The sequence below is a fragment of the Streptomyces sp. NRRL F-5122 genome, assembly GCF_001507435.1.
In the GTDB taxonomy this organism is placed as follows: domain Bacteria; phylum Actinomycetota; class Actinomycetes; order Streptomycetales; family Streptomycetaceae; genus Streptomyces; species Streptomyces lannensis.
In genome coordinates this window covers 177933-199695 of the sequence record NZ_LMWH01000004.1, presented here as the reverse complement: position 1 = coordinate 199695, position 21763 = coordinate 177933, and the positions used below count along the sequence as shown (strand labels likewise).

Genomic DNA, 21763 nt, shown 5'->3' with positions numbered 1-21763 from the left:
GTCCCGGAAGTGCGCAAGCACTCCCGCTCACGCGGGGGCTCCGCACTCCGGCGGGGCCGGTCCCCCGCCGAGTGAAACCGACCCTCAGATCCTGACCTCGACCGTTCCGGCCAGCCGGTCGTGCAGACCCCGGCCGTCGCGGTCCCAGACCAGCGCCGGGAGGGCGAGGAAGAGCAGAACCGTGCGCCACAGCGCGCGCAGCGGATGGACGCGGCCGGTGCCGAGGGCCACCACACGCAGTCCGAACAGCCGCTTGCCCGGGGTGAAGCCGACCGTGCTCACGGTGACGGCGATCAGCGCGAAGAGGATGAGCGGCGCCCAGACCTGGGCCGCACGGTTGTAGCTGTCCGTGATCAGGCCGTATGCGATCAAGAGGCACAGGCCCCAGTCGACGGCGAGGGCGCCGAGGCGCCGGCCCGGGCGGGCGATCGAGCCCGGCCCCTGCTGCGGCAGCCCGAGCTGCTCTCCCCGGTATCCGAGGTCCCCCCCGGCTTCCTCCATGGCCGCGCGGGGACCGGAGAGCCAGGATCCGATTGCTTGCCTGTTGTCCACCCGTCCAAGGTACTGCGCCCGTTTTGGCGGGCATGCAGGCGGGGCCATCGAGCCCCGGGCTGGTTAACCTGGGAGAAACAAACGGGTCACGCCCGAGAAATGCCCCGTCCTTATGGTCGGCTGCAGCGTGTGCCACCGCACTGGCCGCACGAACGAACTACCACCCCGACGAGGACGGTCGGGAGTAGGAGGAGCTGGATGTTCCAGAACGCCGACGAAACCAAGAAGTTCATCGCGGACGAGGACGTCAAGTTCATCGACGTCCGCTTCTGCGACCTGCCGGGCGTGATGCAGCACTTCACGGTGCCCGTCGATGCGTTCGACCCGGACGACGAGCTCGCCTTCGACGGGTCGTCGATCCGCGGTTTCCAGGCCATCCACGAGTCCGACATGGCGCTGCGCGCCGACCTGTCGACCGCCCGGATCGACCCGTTCCGGCGCGACAAGACGCTGAACATCAACTTCTTCATCCACGACCCGATCACGGGTGAGCAGTACTCCCGTGACCCGCGCAACGTGGCGAAGAAGGCCGAGGCCTACCTGGCCTCCACCGGCATCGCCGACACCGCGTACTTCGGTCCCGAGGCGGAGTTCTACGTCTTCGACAGCGTCCGCTTCGCCACCAGCGCGAACGAGGCCTTCTACCACATCGACTCCGAGGCCGGCGCCTGGAACACCGGCGCCCTCGAGGACAACCGCGGTTACAAGGTCCGCTACAAGGGCGGTTACTTCCCGGTCCCGCCGGTCGACCACTTCGCCGACCTGCGCGCCGAGATCAGCCTGGAGCTGGAGAAGGCCGGCCTCAAGGTCGAGCGCCAGCACCACGAGGTGGGCACCGCCGGTCAGGCCGAGATCAACTACAAGTTCAACACGCTGCTCGCCGCCGCGGACGACCTCCAGCTCTTCAAGTACATCGTGAAGAACGTCGCCTGGCGCAACGGCAAGACCGCGACCTTCATGCCGAAGCCGATCTTCGGCGACAACGGCTCGGGCATGCACGTCCACCAGTCGCTGTGGACCAACGGCGACCCGCTGTTCTACGACGAGGCCGGCTACGCGGGCCTGTCGGACACCGCCCGCTACTACATCGGCGGCATCCTGCGGCACGCCCCGTCGCTGCTGGCCTTCACCAACCCGACGGTGAACTCCTACCACCGCCTGGTTCCGGGCTTCGAGGCGCCGGTCAACCTGGTGTACTCGCAGCGCAACCGGTCCGCGGCGATGCGTATCCCGATCACGGGCTCGAACCCGAAGGCCAAGCGCGTCGAGTTCCGTGCCCCGGACTCCTCCGGCAACCCGTACCTGGCCTTCTCCGCCCTGCTGCTCGCGGGCCTGGACGGCATCAAGAACAAGATCGAGCCGGCCGAGCCGATCGACAAGGACCTGTACGAGCTCGCTCCCGAGGAGCACGCGGGTGTCCCGCAGGTCCCGACCTCGCTGCCGGCCGTGCTCGACGCCCTCGAGGCCGACCACGAGTTCCTCCTCCAGGGCGACGTCTTCACGACCGACCTGATCGAGACGTGGATCGACTTCAAGCGCACGAACGAGATCGCCCCGCTGCAGCTGCGTCCGCACCCGCACGAGTTCGAGCTCTACTTCGACGTGTGATATCACCCCAGGTCAGCGCGGGTAATCGCGCTCCTGGACCGTCTTCGAGCCGTCGGCCGGCTCTCCCTCTCCGGGAGAGCCGGCCGACGGCTTTGTCCATGGTGGGGCTTCCGGGCGCCGTCTGCCGTGCGGCACCCGTTCGCCGACACTCTTTGCCTGCCATGGGGTCGTTCGGGACCGGTTCATGGGCGGGGATGGGCGCACAATGGTGGTGGGACGGGTGCCTCACTGCTGGGTACTGCGAGGTGATGCAGGATGCAGAGCCGGTTCCGGAGCGATCGGCGACTGACCGTGCGGATGACGGTCACGATGTTTCTGCTCGGATTGCTGTACGTGGCCTTCATCGCCGCGTTGATCGCGTTGCTGAAATCCTGGGTGCTGGTCGTCGTGATCGCGGCCCTGGTGATCGGCGCGCAGTACTGGTTCTCGGATCGGATCGCGCTGTACGCCATGCACGGGCGGATCGTGGAGCGTGAGGAGTATCCGCAGCTGCACGGGGTGGTCGACCGGCTGTGTGCGGTGGCCGACATGCCCAAACCGCTCGTCGCGGTCTCCGGCATGGACATGCCGAACGCCTTCGCGACCGGCCGCAACCCCGACCATGCCGTGCTGTGCGTGACCAGCGGGCTGCTGCGGCGGCTGGAACCCGACGAGCTGGAGGGTGTGCTCGCGCACGAGCTGTCGCACGTGGCGCACAAGGACGTCGCGGTGATCACGCTGGCGTCGTTCCTCGGGGTGATCGCCGGACTGGTCGTCCGGTTCGCGTTCTACTCGGAGCTTTTCGGGCGTGGGCGCAAGGACCAGAACACCATCGTGGTCTTCGGTGCCGTGATGGGAATCTCTGCGCTCGTCTATGCGATCAGTTTCCTGCTGATCCGGGCCCTGTCCCGGTACCGTGAGCTGGCCGCCGACCGCGCCGCCGCCCACCTCACCGGGCGCCCCTCGGCGCTGGCGTCCGCTCTGACCAAGGTCAGCGGGGACATTGCCCGCATCCCGACGAGGGACCTACGGACCGCGCAGGCCTTCAACGCCTTCTACTTCACCCCCGCGTTCGGCGCCGAGCCGGGCATCTCCCGTTACTTCTCCACCCACCCGACCCTGGAGCAGCGGCTCGAGCAGCTCGGCCGCATCTCCGCGGAGCTGGGCGAGGCGGCGGCACCGGGAAAGGCGGTCTGAACCCCCATGGGATTCCTGGACATCCTGCTCGGTCGTACAAAGCCGGTGGCGCCCGATCTCGACCAGCTCTTCGCGCTTCCTTCGGCGGCGATCACGCTCGAGGCCGCAGCCGGGTTCACCCCGACCGGGACCGGAGCGGTCTGCTTCGCGACGGTCGAGGGCGGTGCGTTCTCGCAGACCAACCGCGAGGTCCAGGCGCTGCTGGACGCGGACGTCGATCGCAGCGGCCCGCCCGTCGAACTGCAGCGGGACGACTACGGCTACTCCTGGCTGGTGTCGCGTCGCACTCCCGACCAGCTGCCCGCCCTGGTCAACGATCTGCACGCGGTGAACAGCGCGATGGAGATCAACGGCTTCGGGCCTCAACTGCTGTGCTCGACGGCCGGCTTCCAGGACGCGCGCGGGCGGCGGCTCGGCCTGGTCTATCTCTACAAGCGCGGCACCTTCTATCCGTTCGCGCCGCTCACCGGACCGGGCGAGCGGCGCGACAACGCGCTGGAACTGCAGGTCAAAGCCGCACTGGCCGACGACCTGCGGATCGAGCAGGACCTCGGCCGCTGGTTCCCCGTCTGGGGCGCGCCCGGCCTGTGAGCGGGCGGCCCCGGCGGCGTCACTAGCTCTTGTCCCGGTCCTGACGACGGGACTCGAAGGGGCGCTCGCGGCGGTAGCGGCGCTCCCACTTGGCCTGCTGGTCACGGCGCTCGCGGTACTGCTGGTAGTTGCCCGCCGCAGCCGGGGGGCCTCCCGAGCCCGTCGAGGACGCCGAGGACGAGTTCCGTCCGTAACTCACGTAGACGAAGAGCAGGAAGCCGGCGGCCAGCCACCAGACGTGGTTGTTGAACCCTAGGAGAAAGAGGACGACGGTTCCGGCGATGAGGAAGGTGCCCATGACGGGCCTCCGTGGGCGTGGGTGAGTGGTTGTGCCAAGGGGATACGACGGGGCGCTGGGGGTGGGCGGCCGCCGTCGGTGCGTAGAGATTAGCCCCGAGTCCACCGGGTGATGCCGGTCCGGTGGAAAGCGGTGGTGGGCCGCTCCGGTACGCATGTCCAGCGTAGGGAGACGGTCACTCGGTGTGCATCTCCTTTTCCCGCACGCCCGATTCGGCGGATCGGGGAGGGTGGAAGCCGTGACCGTGCGTGAATGGACCCGTGATCGGGTTCTCCTCTTTCGCACACGGACACGACGGTGAACGACTCAGCGGGATCCACGGCGGCGACGGCGATCCGGACGCCGCCACCGCCGTCCTGCTGCACGGGGCGGGCAACGGCAGTACACGGCGACTGCTTCCGCTGCTCGAGGAGTTCGTCGCACGCGGCTGCCGCGGCCTCGCGTTCGACTTCTCCGGGCACGGCGAAAGCACGGGCCGACTCGCCGAGTTGAGCCTGAAGCGGCGTTTCGAGCAGGCCGTCGCCGTGATCGACGCGCGGACACCTGCGAACGGGCCGCTGGTTCTGGTCGGTTTCAGCATGAGCGGGCAGACGGTCGCGGACCTTGCGCGGCACTACCGGAGGCGGGTGGTGGCGCTGGGCCTGTGCGCGCCCGCCGTCTACGCGGCGGACGCCTGGCCGCTCCCGTTCGGCGACGGAGCGGGCCGCTTCACGGAGATCCTGCGCACGCCGGGGAGTTGGCGTACGGCACCCGCGCTCGAGGTGCTGCGCACCTACCGGGGCCGGGCGGTGCTCGCGGTGCCCGGCACCGATTCCGTGATCCCGGCCGAGGTGACGGCGTCGGTGGCGGCGGCGCTCGCCGTGAACGCCTCCTTCACCCGGCTCGACCTGCCCCGCGCGGAACACCGGTTGGGCCTGTGGTTCCGCGACCATGCGGAGGACCGCCGGCGGTTCGTGGACGTCGTACTGGCGGACAGACCCTAGACCACGGGACGGGGGCGCGCGGGGCCCGGGCCGGGTCGCGGTGGGCGCCGGGGGCCCGACCGCGGGGCGCGCGGGCCCGGCGGTCGCTGTCCTGGCGCGTGGGGGCCGGGCACCGGATCAGTACCGTACGGCGCGGGCGACGGAGGTGACGACATCACCCGAGAGCCCGCGGTTGCTCAGCGCGGTGGCGTTCTTCGAGCCGCCACCGGGGACGTCGGACACCGTGACGACGACCGTGTCGAGCAGATTGCCCTTGGTGTCCTTGAAGTTGACCTGCACGGCGTAGGTGCGCGACTCGGACGTCGGGTTGGTGACGGCGACCGGCGCCGCCTTGCGCCCTCCCGACTCGTCCGCGATCGCGCCCAGCTTCACATCGGCCTTGGCGTGGGCGCCGCCCTTGATCTGGTCCAGCTTGCGACCGGCCTCCGCGCTCGCGGACGCCAGGGCGGCCCCGGCCTCGGAGGCGGCGGCGGAGGCCGCCTCGGTCGCGGCGGAAGCGGCCTGCGACGCGGTGCCCGAGGCGCCTCTGTCGGAACAGCCCGAGAGCACGGCGGCCGCCGCGACGACGATCGCGGCACCTCGCGCCATGTCCCGCATTCCGTGTCGTGCCATCGCCTCTCCCGCCTTCCCTTGATGGGTTCAGTCAAGGCCGATCGGGCGCACATCCGCACGCGGGGTACCGCGCTTCGGGTGACGGGGCCCGCGAGGGACCGGCTTCGGCAAGGATGGGCACGTTCTCGTACGGGGTCGGCGGGGAGGCGGCGTGGGCGGGCGGCAGAGGAACATCGGCACTGAGGAACGGCGGGCGCGGCTCGCGCTGCGGCAGCGGCTGGCCCCTCAGGCGCGGGCCGTGACACCCGAGGAGGTGGCCGGGTCGCTGGTCGCCCTGCACGGCACGGACCCGGCCACGGTGTACCTGGCGGTCGGGGCGCGGCTCGCGGACGCGGGACGGACCGTGGCGGAGGGCGAGCGGGCACTGTACGAGGAGCGCACGCTGGTGCGGATGCACGGCATGCGGCACACCGTGTTCGTGTTCCCCACCGGGCTGGCCGCCGTGGTGCACGCGTCGACGGGACTCACCATCGCGGTGAAGGCACGGGCCGCGCTGGTGAAGGACATGGTGACCGGGAGCGAGGGCCGGCTGACGGCGGAGTGGCTCAGCGAGGTGGAGGCGTCGGCGCTGGCCGCGCTGGCCCGGCGTGGACAGGCGACCGTCGCCGAACTCACCCGGGACGAACCGCGGTTGAAGGAGCGCTTCACCTACGGCGCGGGCAGGAGCTACGAGACCGAGCAGACGGTGTCGTCCCGTCTGATGCGGGTTCTCGGCGTCGAGGGGCGGGTGGTGCGCGGCCGTCCGCTGGGGGCGTGGACGTCATCGCAGTTCCGCTGGGCGGTCGCCCCGCCCCACCCCGTACTGCCGCCCGATGAGGCGCAGCGGGAGCTGCTACGCCACTGGCTGGCGGCCTGCGGCCCGGCCACGGAGACGGACCTCAAGTGGTGGACGGGGTGGAAGCTCACGGACGTCCGGCGGGCGCTGGCCGCGATCGGAGCGGTTCCGGTGACCGTCGACGGCGGGGCCACGGCGTATGTGACCGCCGAGGACACGGAACCGGTGGAGTCACCGGCCGGACCGTGGGCGGCCCTGCTCCCCGGTCTGGACCCCACGGCGATGGGCTGGCAGGAGCGTGACTGGTATCTCTCCCCCGGCCTGCGCCCGGCCCTGTTCGACGGCAGCGGCAACGTGGGCCCGACGGTGTGGTGGAACGGTCGCGTGGTGGGCGGCTGGGCCCGGAGACCGGACGGCGAGGTGGTGTGGCGGCTGCTGGAGACGGCGGGCCTCGGCCGCGAGGAACGGTCGGTGATCGGGGCGGAGGCCGAGCGGCTCGGATCGTGGCTGGCCGGCACCCCGGTGACACCGCGCTTCCGGACGCCTCTGGAGAAGGAACTCTCCGCGTGACGCCACCCGTTCCCGACCGCACCGGTGCCGGGCGCCCTCCCGTCCGGAGGGCGCCCGGCACCACGGGTCAGCGGCTGTACCTCATCAGCGCCCGCACCATGTGACACGTCGTGTCCGACGGCGGGTGCACTCCGATCCGTTCCGCCGTGGTCCTTATGGTCTCGTTGCGCGCCTGATTCGCCATGTACACCCCGGAGTCGAGAAGGGCGATGGCGAGACGCATCGCCTTCAGGCGCCGGTTGTGCGTGACGTACCACTCGCGCGGCCGCCCCGGAGGGAGCGGGCGTTTCGCCACCGGCGCGTACGGCAGATCCAGCGCGACCTGCCGGTGGGCGGTGGACCTGTTCGACTTCGGCTTCGTTGCGGCAGCGGGCACGGGCATCCTCCTGTCGCGGCGGGGAGCCGTCCGGACGTCCCGGCAACTCCCTCGAACACTGCTTCTATTCTACTGCCGCCCACTGACAAAAGCCGCTGGCCACAAGGGCTTTGGGCGAGGTTGTGACACCCGTGAGAAGTGGTGCTTCGACTACCGTGTGGGACATGGAGATCTGGATCAATCCGGCCTGCTCGAAGTGCCGCAGCGCGCTCACCCTGCTCGACGCCGAAGGCGCCGACTACACGGTCCGGCGCTATCTGGAGGACGTCCCGACCGAGGACGAGATCCGCGATGTACTGACCCGCCTCGGCCTCGAACCCTGGGACATCACCCGCACCCAGGAGGCCGACGCCAAGGAACTCGGCATGAAGGCGTGGGCGAGGGACGAGGCGAACCGCGACCGCTGGGTGCGCGCGCTCGCCGAGCACCCGAAGCTCATCCAGCGGCCGATCATCACCGCCGAGGACGGCACGGCCGTCGTCGCCCGTACGGACGAAGCGGTACGCGACGCCCTGGCCCGCTGAGCCACAACTGCCGTGTGATCCACGTTACTTCGGCGACTTCTGCAACTGCTGAGCAACCCCGTTCGGGTCCTCGTACATAGCGGCGTACCTATCGCGACCGGCCGCCGGGGAAGGCGGCCGGGGACAGGAGGCGCGCATGTCGCGTAGGAGAACCCTCGGTCGCAAGAAGAAGATCGCGCTGGCGGTCACCGCCGTCGCCGTGGCCGGCAGCGGGGCCTTCGCCCTCGCGGCCACCTCGAACGCGGCGAACGTGCAGAACGCGTCCAACTCGACGGTCTGCCAGGGGCTGGCCACCGCGCTCGGAAACAACGAGTCGTTCATCGCCGGGCAGAAGGCCGCTCCGGACGCCCAGTCGGCGGCGCGGATCGCCAACCGTGAGGCGGTGATCGCCCAGATCAAGGTCCAGCAGGAGGCGTCGGGCTGTCAGGTGGGCGAGTCCGTCCAGGCGGGCGGGGCGGCACAGCCCGGCGGTGCCGCGCAGGCCGGGGGGTCGGCTCAGGACCCTCAGGCCTCGCAGCCCGCCGGCAACGCAACCGCGACGACGGCCCCCGCGGGCAACACCGGGAACACCTCGGGCCAACAGGTCTGCAAGGGCTCGACGGTGACGCTGTCCGGTGAGGCCGGCGCCCCCGCCGCGTCGAGCAACCAGTTCCCGGCGGGCACGAGGCTGAAGGTCACCAACCTGGACAACAACAAGTCCACCACGGTGACGGTCACTTCGGTCTCCGGTAGCTGCGCGCTGCTCAACAACGCGGCCTTCGAGCAGGTCCGCGAGCCCGGCAAGTTCCTGATCCGCCGGGCCGTGATCGAGAAGGTGGGGTGACGTCAGCCGCTCAAGAACTCCAGGAGGCGGCGGTCCGTGACCGCCGGGTCGGTGTACGGCAACGCGTGATGAGACACCCCTGGCAGTACATGGGTCTCCACGTCCGGCAGCAACTCGGCGGCACGGGCGGCCACCCGGTGGGGATCATGGGTCCTGCTGTTCGCGGCCACGAGCAGCAGGACCCTGGTACGCAGCGAGCGCAGCGCGGCGGCGCTCGGGCGTGGCCCCGTGACCGGACGGGCCGTCGGGAAACCGGCCGTCGCCTCCTGGAGCCGCAGCCACACGGCGGGCGGCACCCCGCCCGTCTCCCACTCCAGGAAGGCCCGGACCCTGTGGGCGGCGGGCCGCAGGGTCATGGGCAGGGCGTGCAGGAGGTAGCCGGCCCGGAACCCGGCGAAGCACTGGGTCGGGTCGAGCAGGGCGAGACGGGTGACACGGCCCGGGGCGTGCAAGGCGTAGTGGAGGGCGATCCAGCCGCCGTACGAGTGCCCGGTCAGGGCGGCCCGTTCGATCCCCAGCCCGTCGAGTACCGCGTCGAGCCAGGCCGTCAGGTCCTCGACCGTGCGGACGGGGCGGCTCGGGTCGGGAACACTGCACCCGGCGTCACCGATCAGGTCGACGGCGTGGACACGGAAGACACGGGACAGGGCGGCCGCGTTGGCGAACCAGGAGGCCGAGGTCGCACGGCCACCCGGCAGCAGCACGAGCGGTGGACCGTCGTGCGGGCCGCAGCTGTTCACCCGGGTGCTGCCGAAGTCGGTGGCCACGGTGCCGTGCCGGGTGCCGGCGGGCCACCGGGCGAGCAGGTCGTCGTACGCCGCGAGGAATTCGGCCGGATCATGCGTCTTGTGTGCGGAGGAGTCCATGAGCCCTTATTCTCTCGCTGAGCGAGATACTTGGCCAGCAAGATACAAGCCGACGATCGGGGCGCGCATGGCGGACCGGGCACACCAGGGACCCGAGCTGGAGATCGTCCATCTCCTGCGCGCTACGACCGTCGAACTCGGCCTGCACAGTGTCCGGTTCGCCCATCGCAACGGCATGCACCCGACCGACGTGCGTGCCCTGATCGCCCTCATGGACGCCTCGCGTGCCGGGGAGGAGATGACGGCCGGCCGTCTCGGCGCACTCCTCGGGCTCAACTCCGCGGGCACCACGGCCCTGGTCGACCGGCTGGAACGGCTCGGGCACGTCCGGCGCGTACGGGACGGGCGCGACCGGCGGCGGGTGCTCGTCGAGGTCGACGAGCGGGCGGTGGAGCTCGGGTGGGCGTCCTTCGGTCCGCTGATCGGACGGGCCGTCGAGCTGCTCCAGGGGTACGACGAACGGGAACTGGCGGCGGTGCGGGGCTTCCTGGACGGCGTCCGCCGTGCCGCCGCGGACCACGGCGCGGAGACAGGGCACACCGACCCCGGGTAACACGGGGTTCACACATGGGCAACGGCCGGGAAATCGCCTGTTGACAGGCTGCGGGCGACACCAGGCGCCCAGTGCCGCCGCGCCGCGCACCCGCAACCGGTTCGACCGCGCGGTCGAGACCCACCCCGAAGGATGTGGCCCGTGACCTTCAAGGCTGAGTACATCTGGATCGACGGCACCGAGCCGACGGCCAAGCTCCGTTCCAAGACGAAGATCCTGGGAGACGACGCCAAGGGTGCCGAGTTGCCGATCTGGGGCTTCGACGGCTCCTCCACCAACCAGGCCGAGGGCCACTCCTCGGACTGCGTGCTCAAGCCGGTCTTCTCCTGTCCCGACCCGGTACGCGGCGGCGACGACGTTCTGGTGCTGTGCGAGGTCCTCGACACGGACATGGCGCCGCACCCCTCCAACACTCGCGCCGCGCTGGTCGAGGTCGCCGCGAAGTTCGCCGCGCAGGAGCCGATCTTCGGTATCGAGCAGGAGTACACCTTCTTCGACGGCACGCGTCCGCTCGGCTTCCCCGAGGGCGGCTTCCCGGCCCCGCAGGGCGGCTACTACTGCGGTGTCGGCGCCGACGAGATCTTCGGCCGTGAGATCGTCGAGGCGCACCTGGAGAACTGCCTGAAGGCGGGTCTGGGCATCTCCGGCATCAACGCCGAGGTCATGCCCGGTCAGTGGGAGTTCCAGGTCGGCCCGCTCGCCCCGCTCGAGGTCGCGGACCAGCTGTGGGTCGCGCGCTGGCTGCTGTACCGCACCGCCGAGGACTTCGGTGTCTCCGCCACCCTCGATCCGAAGCCGGTCAAGGGCGACTGGAACGGCGCAGGCGCGCACACCAACTTCTCGACCAGGGCGATGCGCGAGGGCTACGAGGCCATCATCACCGCGTGCGAGGCGCTCGGCGAGGGCTCCAAGCCGATGGACCACGTCAAGAGCTACGGCGCCGGCATCGACGACCGGCTGACGGGTCTGCACGAGACCGCCCCGTGGAACGAGTACTCCTACGGGGTGTCCAACCGCGGCGCCTCGGTCCGCATCCCCTGGCAGGTGGAGAAGGACGGCAAGGGCTACATCGAGGACCGCCGTCCGAACGCCAACGTCGACCCGTATCTCGTGACCCGTCTGATCGTCGACACCTGCTGCTCGGCGCTGGAGAAGGCCGGTCAGGTCTGATCGACGCACCATCGGCTCCGAGGGGGCGCCCACCGCACGGTGGGCGCCCCCTCGCGTCTCCCGCCCTCCGTGCGGTGGGCGACGTCACGTTCACGTCAAGAGCTTCCGACGGGTGAGAGCGGTCTCCTGCGCAGCGCTGTCGTCTGCTTCAATGGATCCATGGCCAGCTTCCAGAAGCTCAGTGCGACGGGTCGCCATGACCTCGAGCCCTTCTGGCCCTCCCGTCAGCACCACGACTTCGACCGGGTGTGTTGTCGCGCGCGAAACGCGCGGGCCCTCTGAAGCCGTACACCCGGCCTACGGCCAGCGCGCACGACGTACGTCCCCGACGACCCCGGCCTCACCCGCGGTCGTCGGCCTCTCCCGACGAACTTCTCGCGCGAAAGAGCTGACCTCTCATGGCGACCACTCGTCCTCTCTCGACCGCCGCCCTCGACACCCCCGCCGCCTCCGCGGACGGCTCCGCACGCCACCGGCTGCGAGCCGTCGACCGCGACGAGGTCGTCGACATGGCGGACTTCCTGCCGCCCGGCGCCACCTGGCTGCCGGCACCCCAGCACTCCCTGCCCGGCCTGCCGGGCAGGCCCCCGATGATCGGCTACCTGGTGCTCGTCCCGGCCGACCGGCAACCGCCGGTGCTGCCGGTCGCGGTGCCCGGCGAGCAGGACCCCGCCCCCGCCGCCGACGGCGCGGGTCTCCTCGGCGTCGACACCGCTCGGCGTACCGCCACGGTGGCCGGACGGCCGCTGGACCTTACCTATCTGGAGTTCGAGCTGCTCGCGCACCTGGTCGCGCACCCCCACCGGGTGCACACCAGGGACCAGCTGGTGACCACGGTGTGGGGCTACGACCATGTGGGCGACGGACGCACCGTCGACGTCCACATCGCCCGGCTGCGGCGCAAGCTCGGCGCCGAGCACCGCGGTGCGATCCAGACGGTGCGTCGCGTGGGCTACAAGTACGTGCCTCGGGCCGGACGCTGACGCCTGCGGCGAATCTCCTGTCAGCAGATCGGGGTTCCGCCCCGCGGGCCCGCCGGGCACAGTCGTCGGCATGAGACTTCTGGTGCTGGGTGGAACGGAGTTCGTGGGGCGGGCCGTCGTGGACGCCGCCCTCGATCGAGGATGGGACGTCACCGTCCTCAACCGGGGGCGGCACCGGCCCGCGCCCGGGGTACGCGCGCTGCGGGGCGACCGCACCGGGACCGGCGGACTCGCGGCGCTGGCCGACGGCGAGTGGGACGCCGTCGTCGACACCTGGTCGGGGGCGCCCCGCGCGGTGCACGAGACCGCGGGGCTGCTCGCCGGCCGCGCCGCCCGGTATGTGTATGTGTCCAGCTGCTCGGTGTACGCCTGGGCGCCCGACCCCGGGTACGACGAGAGCGCTCCCCTGGTCGAGGGAGCCGCGGCGGACGCGGAGCGCACCGAGTACGCGCAGGACAAGCTGGGCGGGGAACTGGCCGCGACCGGGGCCTTCGGCGCGAACGCGGCGCTGCTCGTGCGGGCCGGGCTGATCCTGGGTCCGCACGAGAACGTCGGCCGGCTGCCCTGGTGGCTCGGCCGGATGGCCCGCGGTGGGCCGGTGCTCGCGCCCGGTCCGCGCGATCTGCCGTTGCAGTACATCGACGCCCGGGACCTCGCCGGGTGGATCCTCGGTGCGGTGGAGCAGGGACTCAGCGGGCCGTACAACCTCATCAGCCCGCAGGGCCACGCGACCATGGGCGCACTGCTGGACGCCTGCGCACAGGTGACCGGGGGCGCCGCGCAACTGCGCTGGACGGCGCCCGAGGCGATCCTGGCCGCCGGGATCGAACCGTGGACACAGCTGCCGGTGTGGGTGCCGCCGGACACCGACTACCACGCCGCCCTGCACGCCGCGGACGTCTCACGAGCGGTGCGGGACGGGCTGCGGTGCCGGACGGTCGAGGAGACGGTACGGGACACCTGGGAGTGGTTGCGCGGCCTCGACGGGGAAGCACCGCGGCGGGCGGGCCTGCCGCCGGTGGGACTCGACCCCACGGTGGAGGCGAAGGTGCTCGGGCTCTGATCCGGATCCGGTGCCGTCCCATCGTCGTACCGGAACGGGCGATCGCGAAACATATCTCCCACATTTTCGCCAAACCGGGTCATGGCGTTTTCTCACGACGACAATGGCCGGTTCACGGCCGCAGTCGCCCATATGGACCGCGACCGGAAAAGACGGCACCGGACTCAAAACTGAATGTAATTCAAAACCAGAGGGCTACCCCGCTCAACTGCCGCTGAAACAGGGGCTTCTGTGCCTCTTGTGCCTGAAATGACCACCCGGGCCGCCAAGTTTTTCTGAGAATTCTGAACGCCCCACGAACCCCCTGCGTATGGGACGGCGCCGCTTCACCCCTGTCGGGCGCCTCCGCCCCGAAAGGAAGTCAGAGGAGTTCCATGGGACGCAACACAAGAAAACGCCGTACGCCGCTGGCCACCAAGGCCATAGCCGCCTCGGCTGCCCTAGCGCTCGGTGGGGGCGGGCTGATCTGGGCGAACTACTACGCCTCGGCACACGAGACGAACGGACAGAACACCACCAAGGCCGCCACGGCGCAGGTGGCCACCATCACCTGCCCGGACGTGGGGCAGCAACTCACCAACGTGCCGAACCAGGCCCGTACCGAGGTCGACGGCGAACTGGCCAACCTCGACCGCCAGATCACGGACGCCTACCAGCGTCTGGCGACCACGCGCGACGCGCAGTCGAGGGACGCGAGCTTCGTCCAGAACTCGATCCTCCAGCCGCTCAAGGAGCGGCGACAGGTGATCATCGACCGCATCCAGCTGGAGATCAACCGGGTCGGCGCCAGCGCGCCCGACAGCCTGGACGGTCTGGCCGGCTGCACCGGAGCCACCGCCAATCAGGCCAACACCAACGCCGGCCAGGACAACACGGGCCAACAGCAGAACGGTGGTCAGCAGCAGAACACCGGTGGCCAGCAGCAGAACGGCGGTCAGCAGCAGAACAACAACGGCGGCCAGCAGCAGGGCAACGGCGGCCAGGCCGGCAACGGTCCCGTCGCGGCCGACTTCGTCGACATCACGAAGGTGCGGCGGAACGTCCAGGCGAAGCCCCAGAGGAGCCGCAACGCCTCGACGGGCACGTTCACCACTCGGTGCGGCGTGAACGCCAACAAGAACCACAACACCGACAACGTGATCGTGGCGCCCGGCGTGGCCAACGGCGCGCACCACCTGCACGACTACGTCGGCAACCAGAAGGTCAACGCGTTCGCCAGCAACGACACGTTCCTGCAGGGCGGGACCAGCTGCCAGAACAAGAACGACCTGTCGTCCTACTACTGGCCGGTCGTCCGTGTTCAGGACGGCTCGCAGGACTTCGACCAGGACGCGGACGGCGGCGGCAAGGAAGGCAACGTCGGCCGGATCCTGACGCCGGTGCAGGCGCAGATCAAGTACGTCGGCAGCCCGACCGGCAAGGTCGTCGCGATGCCGCAGTTCCTTCGCATCATCACCGGTGACGCCAAGACCACGACCAACGGACTGGCGAACGCCAACGCGCACTGGAGCTGCACCGGCTTCGAGAACAAGGTCCAGCTGACGACGCAGTACCCGATCTGCCCGCGGGGCAGCAACGTGGTCCGCACGTTCGCGTTCCAGAGCTGCTGGGACGGCCAGAACATCGACAGTGCCAACCACCGCACGCATGTGGCCTTCGCCGACGCGCGCGGCAACTGCCAGAACGGCTTCAAGGCGATCCCGCAGCTGACGATGCGTCTGGTGTACAAGATCACGCCGCCGACCCTGCAGAACGGCGTGGTGAAGAACGCCTATGCGGTGGACGGCTTCCCCGAGCAGCTCCACAAGCCGGCCACCGATCACGACGACTTCATCAGTGTCACGACCGGCGGCCTGGCGAACAAGATCACCAACTGCGTCAACCGCGGTCAGCAGTGTCAGTGACCCGGTGATCGACTGAAGAAGGCCGGTGGCGGGAGATCCCGCCACCGGCCTTCGGCATGTCCGCCCCCACGCGGCTCAGCCGCCGTGCCCCGCGTGGGCGTGGTGGTCCGTGCCGATCTCCACATCGCCGCCCAGCGTGCCGCGCAACGCCTTGACCACGCCGTCGTCGCCCACCGCGACCCACTTGCGGCCCACCAGATAGAAGCCGCCGTAGTCCTTGGCGTCGTTGATCCAGTCACGCTGCCCCCGGTCGGTGGCGAAGGTGGCGAGCACGAACTTGCCGTCGGAGTTGTTGCAGATGGCCTGCCGGATCTCGTCCGCGTCCGTCTGGATGTCCGGCTTGCACTTCACGTCCGCTGCCAGGTCCTCCAGGCTGCCGGTCGCGGTCACCGGGATCCTCTCCTGGGCGTCGTCCGACCCTCCCGACCCCGCGCACCCGGTCAGCGTCAGCAGGGCGGCGGCCGCACCGGCCGTCAGCATCTCGCGCGTCCATCTCATGTGTTTCCTCCGCTCCTCGGGGCCCATGCCGCCGGGAGCCCCCGCAAGGGCCCTGCCCTTCCCTACGGCTGCGGCGCGGCCCGTGCTCAATGGCACCGGCGGTCCCTTCCGGATCACGCACGATCCGGCCGTGCGGGGACGGCTCCGGCACGACGTCCGGGACGGGGCCCGGGCCCCGTCCGGAAGATCTCCCAAAAACAATCCGTCGGCGATGTCGAGAACACGTGAGCGGCTCCGTCCCCGCAGTGAACGTGACCACAATGGGTCGCACCAGCACCGAGGAGAATCACGATGGCCAAGTACTTGCTGCTGAAGCACTACCGCGGAGCACCGGCGGCGGTCAACGACGTACCCATGGACCAGTGGACGCCGGAGGAGATCTCGGCGCACATCCAGTACATGCAGGACTTCGCGGCCCGGCTGGAGAAGACCGGCGAGTTCGTCGACGGTCAGGCGCTCGCCCCCGAGGGGAGGTGGGTCCGCTACGACGGGGAGGGCCGCCCTCCGGTCACCGACGGCCCGTTCGCCGAGACCAAGGACCTCATCGCCGGCTGGATGGTGATCGACGTCGACAGCTACGAGCGCGCCGTCGACCTGGCCGGGGAGCTGTCGGCCGCTCCCGGGGCGGGCGGGAAGCCGATCCACGAGTGGCTCGAGGTGCGCCCGTTCCTGAGCGCCCCGCCCACCATCACGGAGTGACCTCCCCCATGGACGAGGCCCTGCTCCGGAGCCTCACACCGAGCGTGCTCTCCGTCCTCGTCCGCCGCGGAGCCGACTTCGCGGCGGCCGAGGACGCCGTGCAGGACGCACTGGTGGAGGCGGTCCGCGTGTGGCCGGAGCGGCCACCGCGGGACCCGAAGGGCTGGCTGGTGACCGTGGCCTGGCGCCGGTTCCTGGACGCGACCCGGGCGGACGCGGCGCGCCGCCGGCGCGAGGAGGCCGTCGACAAGGAGCCGACGCCCGGTCCGGCCCCGACGGCGGACGACACGCTCCGGCTCTACTTCCTGTGCGCCCACCCGTCGCTCACGCCGTCGTCCGCGGTCGCGCTCACGCTGCGCGCCGTGGGCGGGCTGAGCACCCGTCAGATCGCCGAGGCCTATCTGGTGCCGGAGGCGACCATGGCCCAGCGCATCAGCCGGGCCAAGCGCACCGTCTCCGGCGTGCGGTTCGACCAGCCCGGGGACGTCGCCACCGTGCTGCGCGTCCTCTATCTGGTCTTCAACGAGGGCTACTCCGGCGACGTCGACCTGGCCGCCGAGGCCATCCGGCTCACCCGGCAGCTCGCGGCCGTGATCGACCACCCCGAGGTGGCCGGGCTGCTGGCCCTCATGCTCCTGCACCACGCCCGGCGCGCTGCCCGGACCGCACCCGACGGCAGCCTGGTGCCGCTCGCCGAGCAGGACCGCGCCCGGTGGGACACCGAGGCGATCGCCGAGGGTGTCGGGATCCTGCAGGGGGCCCTCGCCCGCGACCGGCTCGGCGAGTTCCAGGCCCAGGCGGCCATTGCCGCACTCCACGCCGACGCGCCCACCGCCGGGGAGACCGACTGGGTGCAGATCGTCGAGTGGTACGACGAGCTCGCGCGGCTGACCGACAGCCCGGTCGTCCGCCTCAACCGCGCGGTGGCCGTGGGCGAGGCCGACGGACCGCGCGCCGGACTTGCGGCGCTCGCCGGGCTGGACGACTCGCTCCCCCGCCACTGCGCGGTGGCGGCGTACCTCCACGAACGCGACGGCGACCTCGGTACGGCCGCGCGTCTGTACGCCGAGGCGGCCCGCAAGGCGGCGAACCTCGCCGAGCGCGACCATCTGACGCGCCAGGCGGCCCGGCTCAACGCTCGGTTCCGTCATTGACGGCCCACCGCCCGGACGGCGACCTGCCCGGCGGCGGTACGGCCGCCCGGAGAGCCGCCGAACCGGGCCCGTTCGTGGCGGCCCCGAATCCGGTGCCCCAACCGGCACAGTTGTGCGAGGGTGGGCGGCCTGAACACCGGAGCAAGGGGGATCATGAGCACGCAGGACTGGGAACAGCGCGTGGCCGCCGCCTGGGCGGCCTTCGAGGAGCACACCAGGACGGCACCCGGCGGCGGATCGCCCGAGAGCGCCGCGGACTTCCGCGCCGTGATCGACGCCCTCGTCGCCGAACTGCCCGAGGACAGCCCGCTCGGGTTCTTCGAAAGGGCCTGCGCCTGGGACTCGACGGGTCACTCGGACAAGGCGGTGCCGCTGTACCGGGAGGCGCTCGCCCGCGGCCTCGACGGTTACCGCGGGCGCCGCACGAAGATCCAGTTGGCCAGTTCGCTGCGGAACACCGGACAGGCCGAGGAGGGTGTCACCCTGCTCACCCCCGAACTCGACGCCCCCTCCGACGAACTGGACGACGCCGTGCGCGGCTGCCTGGCCCTGTGCCTGTCCAGCCTGGGCCGCGACCGCGAGGGCCTGTCCCTGGTGCTCGGCGCGCTCGCACCCCATCTGCCGCGCTACCAGCGCTCGATGGCGAACTACGCCCGCATGCTGGTCGAACCGGGAGCCTGAGCGTCCGTCCGGCCCGCTCGGACGGCCCGGTCCGAAACGTCCGCGGGCGCCCTGTGCCCAGGGTCGCCCGGGAACCGGGCCGGCCAACCGTCCAGGTGACCAACCACCGTCTCGCTCGTTTGCCGGACGTGCAGTCACAGGAAGTCGCCCCGCGATCAACTCCCGGCTCCGGACCGGTCGTCGACGTCGAGCAGGCCGAGGCCGCACTCGTCGAGCACTACCCCCGGCTCGTCCGCCTCGCCTATCTGGTGCTGCCACCCGGTCTCGGCCGTACGCGGCGGGTGCTGACCGCACACGCCCTCGTCCAGCGTGCGCTGCCCCGCAGACGCGCCTCCGCCTCCGTGATCCCGGCTCAGGCCGCGGGAGGAACCGACGGCGGGAAGGAGGACCCCGGGTACTCCTTGCTGCGTCTCCAGGTACTGCGTACGGCTCTGCAGGCGGGCCGCCCGCCGAAGCGCACGGCCTGGCCCAGGCGCTCGCAACTGCCACCCCTGTTTCCCCAGGTGTGGGGCCTGAAGCTGTTCCCACGCTCGGGCGGCGCCGAGGAACTCGCCCTGGACCAGCAGCTGTCCGCCCTGCCCGGGCCGGCCCGCGCCGCCTATGTGCTGCGCGGCCTGGAGCGGCTGCCCGAGGACGACGTGCGCAAGGTGCTGTCCGCCGCGGGTGTCACCCGCCCGACGGCCGCCCTGCGCGAGGCCTCGCGCGTGCCCAGGCAGGACGCGCTGCTGGGGTCCCCCGAGTTCGACCCGTGCTCACTGCAGGCCCGGCCGACCGATCTGATGCGGCGCCGGCAGCACACCAAGGCCGCGCTCGCCGCAGCGGGCGCCGCCGTGGTGTGCGGCGTGCTGCTCGCCCTGCCCAGCGGCGGCTGGGGCCCGGACGGTGCGGCCGCCCCGGGGGATGCGCAGAACCCCGCGGCCCGGGCCGCACTGGACCCGGCCAAGCTCACCAAGGTGCCGCCCACCGCCTGGCGGACCTCGGCGCGCACCGACTTCTCCGTGTGGCCGGCGCGCGGTGGCCTCACCGGGGACACCGCGCTGCTCCGGCGCGCCCTCGCCGTCTGGTCGCGACCCGGTGGGTCGGTCCAGGTCTCCGCCACCCCCGGCACCCCTTCGGGTGCTCCGGCCGGGCCACCGCAACTGCTCTACGCCGGGCGCGTCGACGCGGCACGCGTGGTGATCTTCTACGACGGTCTGCGTATCGCCCGCTATGCCGAGCCGGCCGGCGGCACGGACGGAGCCGCACTCGACTTCGCACGGGTCGACGCGGCCACCGGCGCCGAGGCGGAGGCGGTCGTCCTGGGCCGCGCCGACGGCAACGTCCGCTATCTGACCGCGCCCTGGGTGACCGAAGCCGCTGAGCGGGACCTGCTCGAACCGTCCGCCGAGGCGGTGGACCTGGGCCTCCAGGACGGCGTGACCGCGCCGCTGGCCGGTCCGGCCGAGGGGACCGGCTCGTGCTCGTCGTGGAACGTGCTCCAGCTCACGGAAGGTTCGGGCACCCGGCTGCTGACCGACCTCGGGGAGCTGACCCCGGCGCATCTGACCGTGGGACGGCCCGGCGCACCGGGCGAGGCCTCGAAGGCGGAGGCCCTGCGGACCTGGTCCCCGTTCGCCTGCTCGCTGGCGGCCGTGCGGTCACAGGGCGTCCGGTCCGTCAACGCCTGGGAGTTCGCGCAGCAGACGCTGCCGGACGGGTCCGGGTCGGCCGCCTGGGTGTGCACACGGGCCGACACCTGGCGGGGGGACGGGCCGCGGGTGCTGGCTCAGTTCCAGACGCCTGGCGGTCGGTACGGGGCGGTCGCGGCCAAGGCCGAGGGCGTCACCGCGTGCGGCACGAAGGATCCCCATGTGCTGGCGGGGGTGTTGTGGAAATCCGCGGAAGGTCGCTGGTACCTCCTCGCCGCGGGGAGCTCGGACACCGGGTCGATCCGGGCGACCGGCGGGGTGACGGGTTCGGCGGACGGAAACCTGCTGGCGGTGCGGGCGGCGCAGGGTGCGCAGGCCGGGTTGAAGGGGACTCTCGAGGACGGCAGGACGATCAGCGGTCTGCGCTGAGCGCGGGCTGCCGGCCGCTCGGTGGTGTCTCGGGGGCCGACCGCGGTGCGGCGCGGGCCGTTGACACCCGAATCATGGGCATTCGGTGAGTAGATCGTGCTGAATATGTGAACCTCCATGGTCACCGGGACCCGTTCGGGACCGGATCCGATCGGTAAGGTGTTCGCATGACAACCGGGGTACGCCGCAGAATGGGAGTCGAGGAACGGCGGCAGCAGTTGATCGGCATCGCGCTCGAACTGTTCAGCCGGCGCTCCCCCGACGAGGTCTCGATCGACGAGATAGCGTCGGCCGCCGGCATCTCGAGGCCGCTGGTCTATCACTACTTCCCCGGCAAACTGAGCCTCTACGAAGCCGCGTTGACGCGCGCCTCGGAGGATCTGGCGGGCCGCTTCGTGGAGCCGCAGGAGGGGCCGCTGGGCGCCCGGCTGCTGCGCGTGATGCACCGGTTCTTCGACTTCGTCGACGAACACGGCCCCGGTTTCTCGGCGTTGATGCGCGGCGGGCCCGCGGTCGGCTCGTCGCGGACGAACGCGCTCATCGACTCGGTGCGTCAGGCCGCGTATGTCCAGATCCTCGCGCACCTGGGCATCACGGAGCCGCCGGCGCGCCTGGAGTTGGTGATCCGCTCGTGGATCTCGCTCGTCGAGTCGACGGCACTGATCTGGTTGGACGGGCGCCGGATCCCCCGCCGCGAGCTGGAGGTCCAGCTCGTGCACGACTTCGCCGCGCTGTCGGCGGTGAGCGCCGTCCACGACGACGAGATGGCGACGCTGCTGCGGCGGGTGCTGCGGGACGAGCCGGGCGACGGACCCTTCGGCGATCTGGCCGCCCGGCTGATCTCCCTGGCGTCCTGACGGACGCGTCGACGGCCCGTCAGCTCTAGGACTTGCGGTACGACGGGTCGAGATCCCGCACCTCGGCGGAGAGGTGCAGGGCGAGTCCTTCGGCCGGCTTCACATGCTGCCGCAGCAGCTCAAGTGTCGCCTCGGTGAGCCGCACCCTGGTGTCGTCGCTGCGTCCGGCCAGCAGCCCCAGGGTGACGTGCACAACCGCGTGGCCCTCGAGGTCGGCGCCGACCGTGGTGTCCTCGGTGCGGCGGAACTGGGTCTTGCACGCCTCGATCCGCGCGGCCGCGATCTCGACCACCTCGGCGTGCAGCGCCGGCGCGAACCCGCGCCGGTCGAAGGAGTCCTCCAGTGTTGCGGAGTAGTCGACGGTGATCTGCGGCATGACGCTCCTGTTCT

The 21763-nt window shown here is 71.1% G+C and carries 24 protein-coding genes; 17 read left to right on the top strand and 7 right to left on the bottom strand.

Going from position 1 to position 21763, the window contains the following annotated elements; all coding sequences use genetic code 11:
* Positions 1-84: 84 nt before the first annotated feature.
* Positions 85-552 carry an RDD family protein gene (locus tag ADL25_RS03105; RefSeq protein WP_059126029.1) on the bottom strand — a complete coding sequence of 156 codons (468 nt, stop codon included), beginning with the start codon at positions 550-552 and terminating at the stop codon, positions 85-87.
* A gap of 198 nt (positions 553-750) precedes the next feature.
* Between ADL25_RS03105 and glnA the strand changes: the two genes are divergently transcribed.
* The 3 genes from glnA to pspAB all read left to right on the top strand — a co-directional run bounded on the left by glnA (position 751) and on the right by pspAB (position 3927).
* Positions 751-2160 carry a type I glutamate--ammonia ligase gene (gene glnA / locus ADL25_RS03100; protein WP_059126028.1) on the top strand — a complete coding sequence of 470 codons (1410 nt, stop codon included), beginning with the start codon at positions 751-753 and terminating at the stop codon, positions 2158-2160.
* A 255-nt stretch (positions 2161-2415) separates the two neighbouring features.
* A complete protein-coding gene (htpX, locus tag ADL25_RS03095) occupies positions 2416-3336 on the top strand; it encodes a zinc metalloprotease HtpX (protein WP_059126027.1) in 921 nt (306 codons plus the stop codon).
* A gap of 6 nt (positions 3337-3342) precedes the next feature.
* Positions 3343-3927, top strand: a complete 585-nt coding sequence (pspAB, locus tag ADL25_RS03090) for a PspA-associated protein PspAB (RefSeq protein ID WP_059126026.1) — start codon at positions 3343-3345, stop codon at positions 3925-3927.
* A gap of 22 nt (positions 3928-3949) precedes the next feature.
* Here the strand turns inward: pspAB and ADL25_RS03085 are convergent, their stop codons facing one another.
* Entirely contained in the window at positions 3950-4225 is a 276-nt protein-coding gene (locus tag ADL25_RS03085) for a hypothetical protein (RefSeq protein WP_059126025.1), read from the bottom strand.
* Positions 4226-4485: 260 nt separating this feature from the next.
* Between ADL25_RS03085 and ADL25_RS03080 the strand changes: the two genes are divergently transcribed.
* Positions 4486-5208 (top strand): alpha/beta hydrolase, encoded by a 723-nt coding sequence (locus ADL25_RS03080; RefSeq protein WP_059126024.1) that lies wholly within the window; start codon positions 4486-4488, stop codon positions 5206-5208.
* Positions 5209-5325: 117 nt separating this feature from the next.
* On the opposite strand, the gene ADL25_RS03075 is transcribed toward ADL25_RS03080, so the two are convergent.
* On the bottom strand, positions 5326-5820 hold the full coding sequence (locus ADL25_RS03075) for a hypothetical protein (protein ID WP_234380348.1): 495 nt from the start codon (positions 5818-5820) through the stop codon (positions 5326-5328).
* Between the two features lie 151 nt (positions 5821-5971).
* Between ADL25_RS03075 and ADL25_RS03070 the strand changes: the two genes are divergently transcribed.
* Positions 5972-7165, top strand: coding sequence for a winged helix DNA-binding domain-containing protein (locus ADL25_RS03070; RefSeq protein ID WP_059126022.1), 1194 nt, complete (start codon positions 5972-5974; stop codon positions 7163-7165).
* Positions 7166-7232: 67 nt separating this feature from the next.
* Here ADL25_RS03070 and ADL25_RS03065 read toward each other — a convergent pair whose 3' ends face one another.
* Positions 7233-7541 (bottom strand): hypothetical protein, encoded by a 309-nt coding sequence (locus tag ADL25_RS03065; protein WP_059126021.1) that lies wholly within the window; start codon positions 7539-7541, stop codon positions 7233-7235.
* Between the two features lie 164 nt (positions 7542-7705).
* Between ADL25_RS03065 and ADL25_RS03060 the strand changes: the two genes are divergently transcribed.
* Both ADL25_RS03060 and ADL25_RS03055 read left to right on the top strand, forming a co-directional pair.
* Complete coding sequence (locus tag ADL25_RS03060) at positions 7706-8065, top strand: arsenate reductase family protein (protein WP_059126020.1); 360 nt, start codon at positions 7706-7708, stop codon at positions 8063-8065.
* 136 nt (positions 8066-8201) lie between these two features.
* Entirely contained in the window at positions 8202-8888 is a 687-nt protein-coding gene (locus tag ADL25_RS03055; protein WP_059126019.1) for a hypothetical protein, read from the top strand.
* 2 nt (positions 8889-8890) lie between these two features.
* Here the strand turns inward: ADL25_RS03055 and ADL25_RS03050 are convergent, their stop codons facing one another.
* On the bottom strand, positions 8891-9754 hold the full coding sequence (locus tag ADL25_RS03050; protein WP_059126018.1) for an alpha/beta fold hydrolase: 864 nt from the start codon (positions 9752-9754) through the stop codon (positions 8891-8893).
* 67 nt (positions 9755-9821) lie between these two features.
* On the opposite strand from ADL25_RS03050, the gene ADL25_RS03045 reads away from it, so the two are divergent.
* From ADL25_RS03045 to ADL25_RS03025, 5 genes are all read left to right on the top strand, one after another.
* Complete coding sequence (locus tag ADL25_RS03045; protein WP_059126017.1) at positions 9822-10307, top strand: MarR family transcriptional regulator; 486 nt, start codon at positions 9822-9824, stop codon at positions 10305-10307.
* Between the two features lie 141 nt (positions 10308-10448).
* Positions 10449-11477: a glutamine synthetase gene (gene glnII / locus ADL25_RS03040; RefSeq protein WP_059126016.1), complete on the top strand. Its 1029-nt coding sequence runs from the start codon at positions 10449-10451 to the stop codon at positions 11475-11477.
* 398 nt (positions 11478-11875) lie between these two features.
* Positions 11876-12460 (top strand): winged helix-turn-helix domain-containing protein, encoded by a 585-nt coding sequence (locus ADL25_RS03035; RefSeq protein ID WP_059126015.1) that lies wholly within the window; start codon positions 11876-11878, stop codon positions 12458-12460.
* A 70-nt stretch (positions 12461-12530) separates the two neighbouring features.
* Entirely contained in the window at positions 12531-13523 is a 993-nt protein-coding gene (locus tag ADL25_RS03030; protein WP_079050136.1) for an NAD-dependent epimerase/dehydratase family protein, read from the top strand.
* Positions 13524-13897: 374 nt separating this feature from the next.
* Positions 13898-15427, top strand: coding sequence for a DUF1996 domain-containing protein (locus ADL25_RS03025; RefSeq protein ID WP_059126013.1), 1530 nt, complete (start codon positions 13898-13900; stop codon positions 15425-15427).
* 75 nt (positions 15428-15502) lie between these two features.
* On the opposite strand, the gene ADL25_RS03020 is transcribed toward ADL25_RS03025, so the two are convergent.
* Complete coding sequence (locus tag ADL25_RS03020; protein WP_059126012.1) at positions 15503-15925, bottom strand: hypothetical protein; 423 nt, start codon at positions 15923-15925, stop codon at positions 15503-15505.
* Between the two features lie 291 nt (positions 15926-16216).
* Here ADL25_RS03020 and ADL25_RS03015 point away from each other — a divergent pair, with 291 nt between their 5' ends.
* From ADL25_RS03015 to ADL25_RS02995, 5 genes are all read left to right on the top strand, one after another.
* Complete coding sequence (locus ADL25_RS03015; protein ID WP_059126011.1) at positions 16217-16624, top strand: YciI family protein; 408 nt, start codon at positions 16217-16219, stop codon at positions 16622-16624.
* An 8-nt stretch (positions 16625-16632) separates the two neighbouring features.
* On the top strand, positions 16633-17778 hold the full coding sequence (locus ADL25_RS03010) for an RNA polymerase sigma factor (protein WP_059126010.1): 1146 nt from the start codon (positions 16633-16635) through the stop codon (positions 17776-17778).
* Between the two features lie 153 nt (positions 17779-17931).
* Entirely contained in the window at positions 17932-18459 is a 528-nt protein-coding gene (locus tag ADL25_RS03005; RefSeq protein ID WP_059126009.1) for a tetratricopeptide repeat protein, read from the top strand.
* A gap of 128 nt (positions 18460-18587) precedes the next feature.
* Positions 18588-20516, top strand: coding sequence for a hypothetical protein (locus ADL25_RS03000; protein WP_059126064.1), 1929 nt, complete (start codon positions 18588-18590; stop codon positions 20514-20516).
* A gap of 167 nt (positions 20517-20683) precedes the next feature.
* Positions 20684-21373 carry a TetR/AcrR family transcriptional regulator gene (locus ADL25_RS02995; RefSeq protein ID WP_107116489.1) on the top strand — a complete coding sequence of 230 codons (690 nt, stop codon included), beginning with the start codon at positions 20684-20686 and terminating at the stop codon, positions 21371-21373.
* A 25-nt stretch (positions 21374-21398) separates the two neighbouring features.
* On the opposite strand, the gene ADL25_RS02990 is transcribed toward ADL25_RS02995, so the two are convergent.
* Entirely contained in the window at positions 21399-21749 is a 351-nt protein-coding gene (locus ADL25_RS02990; protein ID WP_059126007.1) for a 5-carboxymethyl-2-hydroxymuconate Delta-isomerase, read from the bottom strand.
* Between the last annotated feature and the right edge of the window lie 14 nt (positions 21750-21763).